This is a genomic window from Mycobacterium sp. E802, assembly GCF_001666875.1.
In the GTDB taxonomy this organism is placed as follows: domain Bacteria; phylum Actinomycetota; class Actinomycetes; order Mycobacteriales; family Mycobacteriaceae; genus Mycobacterium.
In genome coordinates, this window is sequence record NZ_LZJD01000086.1 from 95,547 (window position 1) to 110,292 (window position 14,746).

Here is a 14,746-nt window from a genome sequence, read left to right on the forward strand (position 1 = left end):
CATGCCCCATGTGATCACCCAGTCGTGTTGCAGCGACGGGTCCTGTGTCTACGCGTGCCCGGTGAACTGCATCCATCCCTCACCGGATGAACCGGGCTTCGCCACCGCCGAGATGCTCTACATCGATCCCGACGCATGTGTGGATTGCGGTGCCTGCGTGAGCGCGTGCCCGGTGGGTGCGATTGCGGCCGATACCCGGCTGACCGAGAAGCAGCTGCCGTTCATCGAGCTCAACGCGGCCTTCTACCCGAAGCGGGAAGGCAAGCTGCCGCCGACGTCCAAGCTGGCGCCGGTGATCGCGGCGCCCAAGGTCGAGCGTCGCGACGGACATCTCACGGTGGCCATCGTCGGCTCCGGGCCGGCGGCGATGTATGCCGCCGACGAGCTCTTGACGCAGCGCGGGGTCCGCGTGAACGTGTTCGAGAAGCTGCCGACGCCCTACGGGCTGGTACGGGCCGGTGTGGCACCGGACCATCAGAGCACCAAGCGCGTGACGCGGCTGTTCGACGTCATCGCCCGGCAGCCGGGGTTCAAGTTCTTCCTGAATGTCGAAGTCGGCAAGCATCTTTCGCATGCCGATCTGCTGGAGCATCACCACGCCGTGCTGTACGCGGTCGGTGCACCCAACGACCGTCGCCTCGACATCGAGGGCATGGGGCTACCGGGTACCGGCACCGCCACCGAGATGGTGGCCTGGATCAACGGGCATCCCGAGTTCACCGATCTGCCCGTCGATCTCAGCCACGAGCGGGTCGTCATCGTGGGCAACGGCAACGTCGCCTTCGACGTCGCCCGCATCCTCACCACCGATCCGGATGCGTTGGCCCGCACCGACATTTCCGATCATGCCCTGGCGGCCCTGCGGACCTCGCGCGTGCAGGAGGTGGTCGTCGCGGCCCGCCGCGGCCCGGCGGAGTCGGCCTTCACGCTGCCCGAGCTGATCGGCCTGACCGCCACCTGCGACGTCGTGCTCGATGAGGCCGACCACCAGTTGGTGCTTGCAGACCTGGCCCGCACCACAGATCCGCTGACCCGCAACAAGCTGGAGATCCTGGCCAAGCTGGGTACCGCCTCGGCGCCGATCACCCGGCCACGGATCCGGTTGGCCTACCGGCTGACCCCGCAGCGGGTGTTGGGTGAGGACAGAGTTGCCGGTATCGAATTCGGGATCACCGGAACCGACGAGGTGTGCACGCTGGACGCCGGCCTGGTGTTGACCTCGATCGGATACCGCGGCAAGGCAATTGCCGACCTGCCGTTCGACGACGACGCTTCCGTCGTGCCCAACGATGCCGGACGCGTCGTCGGAACTCGCGGCGCGTACGTGGCCGGGTGGATCAAACGCGGACCCACCGGATTCATCGGCACCAACAAGTCGTGTGCGGCGCAGACGGTGCACCAGTTGGTCGACGATTACAACGCCGGGCTGCTGACCGATCCGGCGCACAAGCCGGCCGCGTTGGACAAGCTGGTGCGGTCCCGTCAACCCGCCGTGGTCGACGCCGCCGGCTGGCAGGCGATCGATGCCGCCGAGATCGCCCGCGGCGGCGAGGACCGGCCGCGCGACAAGTTCACCTCGGTGGCCGACATGCTGGCCGTGGCCGCGAGTGCCCCGAAACCGACGGTGCGACAGCGGGTTCTGGCCGGACTGCGCGGCTAATCGGGCGCGACGACGAGGTCGGCGCATGCCCGGGGCCGGAAGCGGGCGATGAACTCGTCCTCCTGGGCGGCCCACCGGTCCCAGTGCGGTCGGTAGGTGTCACCGTCGCGCTCCAGTGCTCGGCGCTTGCGTTCGGCGTCGTCGGCGTCGACCCAGATGCCCAGGTCGGCCAGTGCCCGGGTGGTGGGGGTGAGCGCACCGATGCCCTCCACGATCAACCGTTGCTCGGGCCCGACGTCGTGCCACCCGCTGGGGGCTTCGGCGGCCCAATCCCATTGCCGCCAGCGGCCGGTACGCCCGGCCGCCCGGGGTGCGAGCAGTGAGCGACGGACGTGCTCAGCGGCCCACAGCAGCCCGTCCCAGCCGGGATAGATGTCATCGAGTCGGACGACCACACTCCCGTCCCACTCGCGGTGTAGCCGCTGCGCCAGCGTCGACTTGCCCGAACCCGAACGGCCGTCGATCAATACGGTCGTCGCGTCGGCGCCGAGGCGGCGCAGGATGTCATCGAGCACCAATGAAGTTCCACGTCCCAACCGCCATCGACACCCCGACGGCGACCGCGGCGATCACGAACCCGGCTGCGATCAGCGCGAATTCGCGTACTCCGAACGGTGATGGCCGGGCCCAGGTCCGGCTCGGATAGGCGCCGAATCCTCGGGCTTCCATCGCGGTGGCCAGTTTCGAGCCGCGCCGCACCGCGAAGACCAGCAGCGCGAAGGCCTGCCCGGCCATGCGTCGCAGCCGGGCGTGGTCGGCCACGCCACGGGCCCGACGGGCGTAACCCAGATACCGCCAGTCCTGCCCGAGCAGACCCACGAGCCGCAGACCGGCCAGTGCGCCCAGCACGAACCTGGCCGGTAGCCGCAGCACCTGCCCCAAACCGTCTGCCAATTCCGTGGATTCGACGTCGATGAACAAGATGACCGAAGGTAGCGCGATCGCCAGCACCCGCAGGAAGGTAGCCACGGCCAGGGCGATGGAGCCGTCGCTGACCGTGATGAGCAGGAAATGCCAGTGGACGGTCCCGGCGGTCTGTCCGTAGAGCAGGATGGTGATGGCGGTCAGGGTGGCCGCGACGAGGACCACCGCGGCGCGCGTCAACGCCGGCCGCAGCTTCACACCGAGCGCGGCGAACAGCACGAGCTCACCGGCGAGCGCGGTGAGCGCCGAGACCCAGTCGACCGACAACACGAGCACACAGGCGATGACGAGCGCCGTGAGCAGCCGTGCGACCGGGTTCACCGACCGGGTCATGACGCCGCCTCCGCCGGTGGTTCCCAGGCCGGCAGTTCGATCTTGCGGTCGGCCAGCAGTGCGGTGAAGTCGAGGTCATGGGTGGCCGCGACGACAGCCGTGCCGGCATCGGCGATCTCGGCCAGCAGCCGGATCAGCTCCTCCCAGGTGCGGCGGTCCTGTCCGAAGGTGGGCTCGTCGAGAATGATGACCTTCGGTGCGGTGGCCAGCATGGTGGCCACCGAGAGTCGACGTTTCTCGCCGCCGGAGAGCGTGTAGGGGTTCACCGTGGCGAGGTGCGTCAGTCGCAGGCGTTCGAGCAATTCGTCGGTGCGAGAGGCTATCTCGGCGGCAGGAAGCTTGATCGCCTTGGGGCCCAAAGCCAGTTCGTCGCGCACCGTGGCGGTGAGGAATTGATGTTCGGGGTCCTGGAAGACCGTGCCGAGCCGGGTGAGCAGTTCTTTCGAACGCCAGCTGATGGGTGCGCGGCGCGCCGGTGCCGGGGCGAACGCGGCGGCGGCTTCGAGCCGCCCGGCCGGAACCGGCAGCAGGCCGCCGAGGGTCAGGGCCAGTGTCGATTTGCCCGCGCCGTTGGGGCCGGTGATGACCGTGGTCTGGCCGGCTCGGATCTCGAACTCCAGCCCGACGTGCATCGGTGGATAGCCGGGGTGCGCCAGCGTCAGATCCTCGGCGCGCAGCAGTGACTCGGCGGTTGCGGCGCGCCGGCGGTCGAGCACGGGGAGCGGGGTGTGGGGCACCCATACACCCGAGCTGACCAGGTAGTCATGGTGGTGGCGCAGCGTCTGCTCCGGTGTGCCGTCGGCGATCACCGCGCCGTCGGCGCCGAGCACGATCACCCGGTCGATGATCGGCAGCCACACCTGAGTGCGGTGCTCGATGACGACGAGCGTCGCGCCGGTCTGCTCGGCCGCGTGGGCGACCGCGTCGCGAACCTCGATCACTCCCTGTGGGTCGAGGTTGGCCGTCGGCTCGTCGAGCAGGATGAGACCGGGATTCATGGCGATCACGCCGGCCAATGCCAGCCGCTGCTTCTGGCCGCCGGACAACTCGGAAGTGGGTTGGGACAAGCCGAGATTGAGCCCCATGGCGGACAGGGCGGTTCGGACCCGCGGCCAGATGCGGTCACGTTCGACGCCGAAGTTCTCCATGCCGAAGGCCACGTCGTCGCCCACGCGGGGCAGGATCACCTGCGCATCGGGGTCCTGCAGCACCATGCCGATCCGGTGTCGCTGCCGGTTGGGTGCAGCGTCGTCGACCAGGAGGCTGCCGGTCTGTTGGCCTTCCTCGGCGCCGCCGAGCAATCCGGCGATGCCGTGGAGCAGAGTCGATTTCCCGGCCCCGGACGGCCCGAGCAGCAGTACCCGTTCGCCGGGGTCGATCCGCAGTTCGAGATCGCGCACGGCCCAGGTGTCGCGGCCGGCATGGCGCCAACCCCAGTGGTGCGCCGTGACGGCGGCACCGGTGCCGTGCGGCGGGCTCATCGAGTGGTCGAGCCGATCCGGCCCGAGGCAAACCGGCTCAGCGCACCGGTTTTCGCCAGACCTCTGACGGCGAACCAGGACAGCAGGCCGGCCACCAGGATGCCGGAGACGATCGCCGAGGCGGTGTAGATCGTCGCGAACATCCTGGCTGACGCGGGATACCACAGGATGAGATCGTTGACGGCCAGTGCCAATCCGGCGACACCGCCGGCGAGCAGGGCGACGGGTAGTCCCCAACGGCGGTAGAGGAACACCGCGAATACCAGCTCTGCGCCGAGGCCTTGGACCAGACCCGATTCGATGGTGAGGACACCCCACTGGTTACCGACCAACGCCGAGACCGTGGCGGCCACGAGCTCGCCGTACAGCGCCGCGCCCGGCTTACGGATCACCAGGGCCGTGAGCACGCCGGCGAACAACCAGCCGCCGGCGAGCAATGCCTGCAGACCGGGCAGCGCTGCGGTCAACGGGGCACTGATCGGGTTGGACGCGATGTTCCACACCACGAAGACCAGGCCCGCCGCCGTCGCGAGGACGCTGGCGACGACGATGTCCACCACCCGCCAGTGCAGGGCACGGGCAACCGGCGTGGTGTCGGTGGGGTGGGGTTTCATCGGTCTCCTTCGGCGAGGAGATCAGTATGACGCCCCGCCCCGGCACCGCGAGCGCAGGCCGTTACCCCTGTTTCATGGCCTGTTCGATCTCTTCCATGCTGACCTCGCGCACCGGCTGCCCGAGTGACCACTGGTGTCCGAACGGGTCACGCACCACGCCGTACCGGTCGCCCCAGAACTGATCTTCCAGGTCAGCGACCACCTCGGCGCCCGCCTCGACCGCGCGGGCGAACTTCTCCTCCACATCGGTCACCGTGAGGTGAATGGTCACCGGCGTGCCGCCCAGGGCCGTGGGTGTGGACGATTTGCCGTCGTTGTAATCGGGGAAGTCGTCGTTGAGCATGACCGTGGACCCGTTGATGGTGAGGGCGGCGTGAACCAGCTTGCCGTCGGGGCCGGGCACCCGGCCCAGCTCGGTGGCGCCGAATGCCTTGACGTAGAAGTCGATCGCCGCTGCGGCGTCGTCGACAACCAGATGGGGAGTGACTGCAGGGGTTACTTCGATCGCCATGTTCTTCTCCTGATGAGTTGAGCGGACTCAATGCAGACCCGCCCGACGGGCAGATCTCATCGGCGGACCACCCCATGCAACCACCACGGTCCGACAAGAACGCGGCAAGAGAACGCGGCAGGAGAACTCAGTGCGCGATCTTGTCCCACCCGGCGACCGATTCCACGCTGCGCGGCTCGGGTCCGACATAGATGGCCGCCGGGCGGACCAGCTTGCCCAGCCGCTTCTGCTCCATGATGTGTGCGCACCAGCCCGCGGTTCGCCCGCAGGTGAACATCGCCGGCATCATCGTGGCCGGCACACCGGCGAAGTCCAGGATCACCGCGGCCCAGAACTCGACGTTGGTCTCGATGGCGCGGTCCGGGCGGCGCTCGCGCAGCTCGGCCAGCGCGGCCTGCTCCAGGGCCTCGGCCACCTCGTAGCGCGGCGCCGCAAGGCGTTTGGCGGTGCCCCGCAGCACCCGGGCCCGCGGATCCTCGGCCCGGTACACCCGGTGCCCGAAGCCCATCAGCTTGTCGCCGCGATCCAGGATGGCCTTCACCACCGCGCGGGCGTCACCGGATTTCTCGACCTCTTCGATCATCGGCAGTACGCGGGCCGGGGCGCCGCCGTGCAGCGGCCCGCTCATCGCGCCCACCGCGCCCGAGAGCGAGGCGGCCACGTCGGCACCGGTGGAGGCGATCACCCGGGCGGTGAACGTCGATGCGTTCATCCCGTGTTCGGCGGCGGTGACCCAGTACGCGTCGATCGCCTCGATGTGCTTGGGGTCTGGATCTCCCTGCCAGCGTGTCATGAAACGTGCTGTCACGGTGGAGCATTCGTCGATCCGACGCTGCGGTACGGCGGGTTGGTAGATGCCCCGGGCGGATTGGGCGACATACGACAGTGCCATCACCGAGGCGCGGGCCAACTGGTCGCGCGCGGTCGTGTCGTCGATGTCCAACAGCGGGGCGTAGCCCCAGATCGGCGCCAGCATCGCCAGCCCGGCCTGGACGTCGACGCGGACGTCACCGCTGTGGATGGGCAGCGGGAACGGTTCGGCCGGGGGCAGGCCGGTGCCGAAGCTGCCGTCGACCAGCAGCCCCCACACGTCGCCGAAGGTGACCCGGTGGTCCACGAGTTCCTCGATGTCCACGCCTCGGTAGCGCAGCGCACCACCGTCCTTGTCCGGCTCGGCGATCTCGGTGGTGAAGGCGACGACGCCTTCCAGGCCGGCAACGAAGTCTTCCGGTACGGCTGGCATGGCCAGATTCTTGCACCAAGCTCAGGCGTAGCGTTAGCGCGGTGGCAAGACCCTCTGGACAAACCCCGGACCACCACGTTCACGACCTGGCTGCCATGCGGGTGGACTATGTGGAGAAGGACGGTTGCGGCGACCTCGATGTGGACTGGCTCGGGGACGATCCGGCCACCGGTTGGCTGACGCTGCTGCGGACCTGGCTGGCCGACGCCTACCGCGCCGGGGTGGCCGAGCCCAACGCCATGGTCGTGGGCACCACCGACGACGAGGGAAGACCGGTCACCCGAACGGTGTTGTGCAAGAGCATGGACGAGACCGGCATCACGTTCTTCACCAACTATGACTCTGCCAAGGGCACGCAGCTGGCGGTCAATCCCTATGCCTCGGCGACGTTTCCGTGGTACCAACTGGGCCGCCAGGTACACGTGCGCGGCCCCGTCACCCAGGTCAGCCGCGAGGCCACCGAGGACTACTGGGCCAAGCGCCCGCGGGGTTCGCAGCTGGGTGCCTGGGCGTCGCAGCAGTCGAGCCCGATCGCCTCGCGTGAGGCGTTGCTGGACCAGTTGGCCGAGGTGACCGAACGATTCGCCGATCTCGACGCGGTCCCGGTGCCGCCGAACTGGGGTGGGTACCGGATCGCCCCGGACAGCGTCGAGTTCTGGCAGGGCCGGGAAAACCGGGTGCACAACCGGATTCGGGTCCGCGAGCACCGCGTCGAGCGGCTCCAGCCGTAACCGGTGAGAAGCCTCTTCGCCGACACCACCCCGCTGCGGACACCGGATTTCCGGCGGTTGTGGCTGGCCGGCATCCCGACCGTCATCGGCGCGAACCTCACCATCTTCGCGGTGCCGGTGCAGCTGTACGTGCTGACCCAGAACTCCGCCTACGTGGGGTTGTCCGGCCTGTTCGCGCTGGTTCCGCTGGTCGTGTTCGGCCTGTGGGGTGGCGCCTGGGCCGACGCCATGGACCGCAGGCTGTTGCTGATCATCGCCTCGATCGGGCTGGCCGCGTCCTCGGTGCTGCTGTGGCTGCAGGCCGCGCTGGCGCTGAACAACGTGTGGGTGGTGCTGTGCCTGCTGGCGCTGCAGCAGGCGTTCTACGCCGTCAACAGCCCCACGCGCTCGGCGGCCATTCCGCGGATGTTGCCCGGCGAGCAGTTGCCCGCGGCGAATTCGCTGAACATGACCGTGATGCAGTTCGGCGCGATCGTCGGCCCGTTGCTGGCCGGGTTCCTGCTGAACTGGGTGGACCTGTCGACGTTGTATCTGATCGACGCGGTGACCTGTCTGGCGCCGATCTGGGCCACCTTCCGGCTCGCTCCGATGCCGCCGTCGAGCATCGAGACCGGCTCGTCCCGCTGGGGTCTGGCCGCGGTGCTGGACGGCTTCCGCTACCTGGCCGGCAACCGCGTGGTGTTGATGTCGTTCGTCGTCGATCTGGTGGCGATGATCTTCGGCATGCCGCGGGCGCTGTTCCCCCAGATGGCGCACGAGAGCTTCGGCGGCCCCGTCGAGGGCGGCACCGCGATGGCACTGTTGGCGGCGGCGATGTCGGTGGGCGCGGTGGCCGGTGGGGTGTTCTCTGGCTGGTTGCCGCGCATCCGCAGACAGGGGCTGGCCGTGGTGGCGGCGATCGTGGTCTGGGGCGTGGCGATGGTCGGGTTCGGCATCGCGGGTGGGTCAGCAGGTGGCCAGGCCGGTCTGGTGATGTGGATTGCCTTGGCGTTCTTGGCCATTGGCGGGGCGGCCGACATGGTCTCGGCTGCGTTCCGGTCGACGATCTTGCAGCAGGCGGCCTCCGATGAGCTGCGCGGTCGGTTGCAGGGCGTGTTCACCGTCGTGGTGGCCGGTGGCCCCCGGTTGGCCGATACGTTGCACGGCGCTGCAGCGGCGGCGGTGGGCACCACGGTGGCCGCGGCCGGCGGGGGCGCACTTGTGGTGGTCGGCGTGGTGATCGCCGCGTTGGCGGTGCCCGCGTTCGTGCGTTACCGCGTGTCGACGCCACGGCCGAGAGCTGCGCAGGAAGAGTCCGAGGCGGACAAAGTATGACGACCGGCATATGGCGCGGGGCGGCACATAGTTGCTCAAACGGCCCGAAACGTCAGTGGTGAGCGATAACATCCGGTCTCGTGGCTGACGTGGTGCCCCAGGCCGAACCGGGTTTGCGTGAGCGCAAGAAGCAACGCACCCGCGCGATGTTGATCGAGGCCGCGATCGAGTTGTGTGACCGCCAGGGCTTCGAGCAGACCACGGTCGAACAGATCGCCGCGGTTGCCGACGTGTCCCCGCGCACGTTCAGCCGCTACTTCGCCACCAAGGATGCCGTCGTCTTGGCGTTCGTCGACGAGGTGATCGAGATGGTCGCACTCGAGCTCGCGGCCCAGCCGCCCGGAATCGGCGATCTCGAGGCGCTGTACCGGGCGCACGTTCAGGCATTCCTGAAGACGAAGACCGCCCCGCCGCCCCAGCTGACCTCCGAACGGCTGCTGGCCTCGGCGCGCATCATCACCTCGTCGCCGACGTTGATGCAGTCGGCCTCGGAGTTCCGGGCGGATGCGGTCAACGTGGTGCTGGCGCGACGGATGGGGGTGCCCGGCGACGATCGCCGGCTCAAACTGACGGCGGTCATCTGGGGGTCGATCATCATGACCGGCATCGCTGAGCTGGGATCTCGTGCCGATTGGGCAAGCGTCACCGTGGATGACATCGTCGACCGGATCAACGCGACGTACGCCGACTTCCTGGAGGTCGCGGCGGGCGTCTGCCAGCCCGGGCAACAGCCGGTTGCACGGTGACGGTGACCGGTTGGTAACCCCCCGCGGGCAGCGCCGATCGATTGCGACTACCTTTTGGTAGAGCAGTTAGTTGGTTCCCAACGACTTCCCAACGAGGATGAAGGGATTCCCGTGGCCGAAAACCCGTCGAGTGGGCAGGAGCTTGCCACCCTCAAGTACCCCGGTGGCGAGCTTGATCTGGAGATCGTCCACGCCACCGAGGGCAGTGACGGCATTGCGCTGGGCCCGTTGCTGGCCAAGACCGGCTACACGACTTTTGATGGTGGCTTCGTCAACACCGCCTCCACCAAGTCGGCGATCACCTATATCGACGGTGATGCCGGCATCCTGCGGTACCGGGGCATCCCGATCGAGCAGCTGGCCGAGAACTCGACGTTCATCGAGGTCAGCTACCTGCTGATCTACGGTGAGCTGCCGACGGCCGAGGAGTTGGAGAAGTTCACCACCCAGATTCAGCGGCACACGTTGCTGCACGAGGATCTGAAGCGTTTCTTCGACGGCTTCCCGCGCAACGCGCATCCGATGCCGGTGCTGTCCAGTGCGGTGAACGCGCTGAGCGCCTACTACCAGGATTCGCTGGATCCGTTGGACACCAAGCAGGTCGAGCTGTCGACGATCCGGTTGTTGGCCAAGCTGCCGACGATCGCGGCGTACGCCTACAAGAAGTCCGAGGGGCAGCCGTTCCTGTACCCGGACAACTCGCTGACGCTCGTAGAGAACTTCCTGCGGATGACGTTCGGCTTCCCGGCCGAGCCGTATGAGGTCGATCCCGAGATCGTCCGCGCGCTGGACATGCTGTTGATCCTGCACGCCGATCACGAGCAGAACTGCTCGACCTCGACGGTGCGCCTGGTGGGCTCCTCGCAGGCCAACCTGTTCACCTCGATCTCCGGCGGCATCAACGCGCTGTGGGGGCCGCTGCACGGCGGCGCCAACCAGGCCGTGCTGGAGATGCTGGAGAAGATCCGCACCGGCGACGACGACGTGAAGACGTTCGTCAAGAAGGTCAAGAACCGCGAAGACGGCGTGAAGCTCATGGGCTTCGGTCACCGGGTGTACAAGAACTACGATCCGCGCGCCCGCATCGTCAAGGAGCAGGCCGACAAGATCCTGGGCAAGCTCGGCGGCGACGACGAGTTGCTCGACATCGCCAAGCAGCTCGAAGAGATCGCGTTGACCGACGACTTCTTCATCGAGCGCAAGCTCTACCCGAATGTCGACTACTACACCGGCGTGATCTACCGGGCGATGGGCTTCCCGACGCGGATGTTCACCGTGCTGTTCGCGCTGGGCCGGCTGCCGGGCTGGATCGCGCACTGGCGGGAGATGCACTCGGAGCCCAACAAGATCGGCCGTCCGCGCCAGATCTACACCGGCTACACCGAGCGCGGCTACGTAGACATCACCAAGCGCTGATTCTTTTCCGCGAACAGACACAAACCTGCGCAAAAACACTGGTTTTGGTGCGGGTTTGCTGGGGGCCCCTCCCGCTTGCGGGGGACTGGTCGCAAGGTAGTCGGCTTGCACCCTTGACAGTTGTAGTTTCACAATAGTTGTGTGAACACAACTGTCGGTTCGCTCAGCGCTCGGCGCAAGGCGATCATCCTCGTCTCGTGCTGCCTGAGCCTGCTGATCGTGTCGATGGACGCCACCATCGTCAACGTCGCGTTGCCCAGCATCCGCGACGATCTGGCGGCCACCCCGTCGCAGCTGCAGTGGATCGTCGATGTCTACACGCTCGTGCTGGCCTCGCTGCTGTTGTTGGCCGGTGCGACGGGCGATCGGTTGGGTCGCCGGCGGACGTTTCAACTCGGCTTGACGGTCTTCGCGGTGGCCTCGCTGTTGTGCAGCCTGGCGCCCAACATCGAGACGCTCATTGCCGCCCGGTTCCTGCAGGCGATCGGCGGCTCGATGCTCAACCCGGTGGCGATGTCGATCATCACCCAGGTGTTCACCGGCCGGGTCGAACGGGCCCGGGCCATCGGCGTGTGGGGCGGTGTGGTCGGGATCTCGATGGCACTCGGCCCGATCGTCGGCGGGGCGCTGATCGAGTACGTCGACTGGCGGTCGGTGTTCTGGATCAACCTGCCGATCTGCGCGTTGGCCGTCGTGCTCACCGCGATCTTCGTGCCGGAATCGAAGTCGACGACGATGCGTGATCTCGATCCGGTCGGTCAGGCCCTCGGGGTGGCGTTCCTGTTCGGCGTCGTCTTCGTACTGATCGAGGGGCCCGGATACGGCTGGACGGATCCGCGCACGCTGGGGGTGGCCATCGTCGCGCTACTGGCCCTGGTGGCCTTCCTGCGCTACGAATCGCAGCGGCGGGACCCGTTCATCGATCTCCGGTTCTTCCGCAGCGTGCCGTTCGCCTCGGCCACGGTGATCGCGGTCTGCGCGTTCGCCGCCTACGGGGCGTTCCTGTTCATGATGTCGCTGTATCTGCAGACCGAGCGCGGTTACTCCGCGATGCACACCGGTTTGATCTATCTGCCGGTTGCCGTCGGGGCGTTGATCTTCTCGCCGTTGTCGGGCCGGCTGGTCGGGCGGTATGGCAGCCGGCCTTCGCTGTTGGCCGCTGGGGCGACGATCACCGTGGCCACGATCCTGCTGACCCGCCTGACCGCCGACACCCCGGTCTGGCAGCTGTTGGCGATGTTCGCGGTGTTCGGCATCGGTTTCTCGATGGTCAACGCGCCGATCACCACGACAGCGGTCAGCGGTATGCCGCTGGACCGAGCCGGTGCGGCCTCGGCGGTGGCCTCCACCAGTCGTCAGGTCGGCGTGAGTATCGGTGTGGCCCTGTGTGGTTCGGTGGCCGGCACGGCGCTGGCGGACGCCGGCGCGGACTTCGCCGCGGCTGCTCGTCCGTTGTGGTTCGTCTGTGCCGCACTCGGTTTGGTGATATTCGCGCTCGGCGTCGCCTCCACCACGCCGTGGGCTCTGCGCTCCGCGCAGCGGTTGGCACCGCTGATCGGAGCGCACCACACCTCGGAGGTGACCCATGTCCGGTGACCGGCGGGCCGAGTTGGCCGATGAGGTGTGGCGCGCCCTGACCGGGTTGGTCTTCGACCATCGCGACCGCTGGCGTCGCGCGGTGATCGAACGGACCGGGCTGCCGTTCAGCCGCGTTCGCATCGTGAAACGACTTGCGCACAAACCGTTGACGGTCAAGCAGCTGGCCTACGCCGCCACCGTCGACGCCCCGGCCGCCACGGTCGCGGTCAACGACCTTGAGGAACGCGGCCTGGTGGTGCGCGAAATCGATCCGGCCAATCGGCGCTGCAAGCTGGTGTCGCTCACCGACGCCGGTCGCGCACTGTTGGCCCGGATCGACGAGATCGAAGACCCGGCGCCCGAGGTGTTCGCGGCGCTCGACCTCGGGGATCTCGAAGCGCTGCAAGTGATCCTGGGCAAGGTCTCCGGGGCGTAGCCGCGGATCAGCTTTCGCCCCACCCGCCCTGCACCATGGTCTGGAACTTCCAGTCGCCACCGCACTTGACGAGTAGGTCGCCGTAGCGCACCTGCTGGCTGAACCCGTCGGCGGTGAAGGTCGCATCGGTGATGACGAACACCAGGTTCTCGTTGATGAAGTGCGGCGTCCGGGTGCACTCCATCGCGAAATCGGTGCTCTGGCTCAACTGGTCGGTCATCTGCGCGACAAATCCGGCCCGGTCGACGGCCTCCGCGCGGCCGTCGGTGACTTCGTTGAGCGGAAACATCGCCTCATCGGCCATGGCGTCGATGTTCTTGTCCAGGGTCAGGGCGTCGTAGCGACTGAACCACGCCAGCACCGAGTCGATGTCGGCCGTGGTGGGGCTGAATGCGCCGGCTTGCGGCAAGTTGATCAGGTGGAGACCGCAGCAGTGCCGGCGATCCGGCACGCACGCTCGAGTTGCTCTGGCGTGGGCCAGACGGCAGTGTCCGCACGCGCGGCCCCAAACAACGCACCACGGTCGACGCGGTCGTCGCCGCTGCCATTCGACTCGCGGATGACGACGGCCTCGAGGCGCTCACCATGCGGGCCGTCGCCGCGGAGCTGGGGGTGACGCCGATGGCCACCTACACCTACGTGCCGGGCAAGGCCGAACTGCTCGACCTGATGCTCGACACCGTCTATCAGCAGATGCCGCGCCCCGACTTCGGCGGAAAGCCTTGGCGGGAAAGGGTTTCCAGTGTTGCCGCGGACAATCTCGCGATGTTCCAGGCGCATTCGTGGCTGATCCAGCTGGCCACCACCCGCCCGCCGCTCGGTCCCGGCATGATGGCCAAGTATGACCATGAGCTGCGCGCGTTCGAATCACTGGGACTCAGCGACCTGGAAATGGATTCGGCTCTGACGTATGTGCTGGGCTTCGTGAACTCCGTCGCCCGCATCGACATCGATTCGCGGCGGGCCGCGACTGACAGCGGGCAGAGCGACGCGCAGTGGTGGGAACGCGTCGGCCCGCTGCTGGAGCGGGTGCTCGACGGCGACCGATATCCGCTCGCGTCGCGGGTGGGCACCGCGGCCGGACAGGCGTTCGACGCGGCCTACAGCGCTACGCACGCCTACGAGTTCGGCTTGGCGCGGGTGCTGGACGGGCTGGCCGAGCTCATCGACACGGACTGACCCGTCGGTTCAGTTCTCGAGCACCGCCATCGCCGCGTTGTGGCCGCCGATCCCCGAGACCGCGCCGCCCCGGCGGGAACCTGAGCCGCACAACAGGATTCGGTCGTGGCCGGTGGCCACTCCCCATCGGCGCGCTGCCGTCTCGAGCGGTTCGTCATCCTCGGCGAACGGCCAGCGCAGCGCACCGTGGAAGATGTTGCCCGCGGTCATCCCCAGCACCTGTTCCAGATCGGCGGTGGTCGTCGACTCGATGCACAGCCGCCCGGCGGCATCTTCCATCAGCACATCCTGAATCGGCTCGGCCAGAACCGAATTCAGCGAGTTCAACACGGCCGATGTCAATCGGTCCCGCATCCGGTCAGGGTCGGCCAGGGCCAGTGAGTGCGGGGTGTGCAGACCGAAAACGGTCAGGGTATGGGCGCCTGAGGCGCGCAGATCGTCGGACAGGATGCTGGGGTCGGTCAGTGAGTGGCAGTAGACCTCGCACGGCAGCGGGTCGGGCACCCGCCCGGCGGCCGCGGCCTCGTAAGCGTCGGCGAGCTGGCGGTATGACTCGTTGACATGGAAGGTGCCGCCGAAT

At 67.7% G+C, this 14,746-nt stretch carries 15 protein-coding genes and 1 pseudogene; 8 read left to right on the top strand and 8 right to left on the bottom strand.

Annotation, left to right across the window (positions count from 1 at the left end; all coding sequences use genetic code 11):
- Position 1: 1 nt before the first annotated feature.
- Positions 2-1,660: a 4Fe-4S binding protein gene (locus A5699_RS13455; RefSeq protein ID WP_067769963.1), complete on the top strand. Its 1,659-nt coding sequence runs from the start codon at positions 2-4 to the stop codon at positions 1,658-1,660.
- On the opposite strand, the gene A5699_RS13460 is transcribed toward A5699_RS13455, so the two are convergent.
- From A5699_RS13460 to A5699_RS13485, 6 genes are all read right to left on the bottom strand, one after another.
- Complete coding sequence (locus tag A5699_RS13460) at positions 1,657-2,178, bottom strand: AAA family ATPase (protein WP_067769965.1); 522 nt, start codon at positions 2,176-2,178, stop codon at positions 1,657-1,659. The genes A5699_RS13455 and A5699_RS13460 overlap by 4 nt on opposite strands.
- On the bottom strand, positions 2,165-2,917 hold the full coding sequence (locus tag A5699_RS13465) for an energy-coupling factor transporter transmembrane protein EcfT (protein ID WP_067769967.1): 753 nt from the start codon (positions 2,915-2,917) through the stop codon (positions 2,165-2,167). Before A5699_RS13465 ends, A5699_RS13460 begins: the two co-directional genes overlap by 14 nt.
- Positions 2,914-4,398, bottom strand: coding sequence for an ABC transporter ATP-binding protein (locus tag A5699_RS13470; RefSeq protein WP_067769969.1), 1,485 nt, complete (start codon positions 4,396-4,398; stop codon positions 2,914-2,916). The genes A5699_RS13465 and A5699_RS13470 overlap by 4 nt, the downstream gene beginning before the upstream one ends.
- The gene (locus tag A5699_RS13475; RefSeq protein WP_067769972.1) at positions 4,395-5,012 is read right to left on the bottom strand and encodes an ECF transporter S component; all 618 of its coding nucleotides are present in this window, start codon (positions 5,010-5,012) and stop codon (positions 4,395-4,397) included. Before A5699_RS13475 ends, A5699_RS13470 begins: the two co-directional genes overlap by 4 nt.
- Positions 5,013-5,073: 61 nt before the next feature.
- Positions 5,074-5,523, bottom strand: a complete 450-nt coding sequence (locus tag A5699_RS13480; protein WP_067769974.1) for a VOC family protein — start codon at positions 5,521-5,523, stop codon at positions 5,074-5,076.
- Between the two features lie 127 nt (positions 5,524-5,650).
- Positions 5,651-6,766 carry a citrate synthase 2 gene (locus A5699_RS13485; RefSeq protein WP_067769975.1) on the bottom strand — a complete coding sequence of 372 codons (1,116 nt, stop codon included), beginning with the start codon at positions 6,764-6,766 and terminating at the stop codon, positions 5,651-5,653.
- 95 nt (positions 6,767-6,861) lie between these two features.
- Here A5699_RS13485 and pdxH point away from each other — a divergent pair, with 95 nt between their 5' ends.
- The 6 genes from pdxH (at position 6,862) to A5699_RS13515 (ending at position 12,987) form a co-directional block, all read left to right on the top strand.
- Complete coding sequence (pdxH, locus tag A5699_RS13490; RefSeq protein ID WP_082957695.1) at positions 6,862-7,497, top strand: pyridoxamine 5'-phosphate oxidase; 636 nt, start codon at positions 6,862-6,864, stop codon at positions 7,495-7,497.
- A gap of 3 nt (positions 7,498-7,500) precedes the next feature.
- Positions 7,501-8,811, top strand: coding sequence for an MFS transporter (locus A5699_RS13495; protein ID WP_067769980.1), 1,311 nt, complete (start codon positions 7,501-7,503; stop codon positions 8,809-8,811).
- A gap of 80 nt (positions 8,812-8,891) precedes the next feature.
- On the top strand, positions 8,892-9,557 hold the full coding sequence (locus tag A5699_RS13500; RefSeq protein WP_142254080.1) for a TetR family transcriptional regulator: 666 nt from the start codon (positions 8,892-8,894) through the stop codon (positions 9,555-9,557).
- A 111-nt stretch (positions 9,558-9,668) separates the two neighbouring features.
- A complete protein-coding gene (locus A5699_RS13505) occupies positions 9,669-10,973 on the top strand; it encodes a citrate synthase (protein WP_067769982.1) in 1,305 nt (434 codons plus the stop codon).
- 141 nt (positions 10,974-11,114) lie between these two features.
- Positions 11,115-12,569: an MFS transporter gene (locus A5699_RS13510; RefSeq protein WP_067769984.1), complete on the top strand. Its 1,455-nt coding sequence runs from the start codon at positions 11,115-11,117 to the stop codon at positions 12,567-12,569.
- Complete coding sequence (locus A5699_RS13515; protein WP_067769987.1) at positions 12,559-12,987, top strand: MarR family winged helix-turn-helix transcriptional regulator; 429 nt, start codon at positions 12,559-12,561, stop codon at positions 12,985-12,987. The genes A5699_RS13510 and A5699_RS13515 overlap by 11 nt, the downstream gene beginning before the upstream one ends.
- Positions 12,988-12,994: 7 nt before the next feature.
- Here A5699_RS13515 and A5699_RS13520 read toward each other — a convergent pair whose 3' ends face one another.
- Positions 12,995-13,438, bottom strand: a complete 444-nt coding sequence (locus A5699_RS13520; RefSeq protein ID WP_231965706.1) for a nuclear transport factor 2 family protein — start codon at positions 13,436-13,438, stop codon at positions 12,995-12,997.
- 11 nt (positions 13,439-13,449) lie between these two features.
- Here A5699_RS13520 and A5699_RS13525 point away from each other — a divergent pair, with 11 nt between their 5' ends.
- On the top strand, positions 13,450-14,166 hold the full coding sequence (locus tag A5699_RS13525) for a TetR/AcrR family transcriptional regulator (protein WP_067769988.1): 717 nt from the start codon (positions 13,450-13,452) through the stop codon (positions 14,164-14,166).
- Positions 14,167-14,175: 9 nt separating this feature from the next.
- Here the strand turns inward: A5699_RS13525 and A5699_RS13530 are convergent.
- Positions 14,176-14,746: pseudogene (locus A5699_RS13530) on the bottom strand (NAD(P)/FAD-dependent oxidoreductase); the annotation flags it as partial.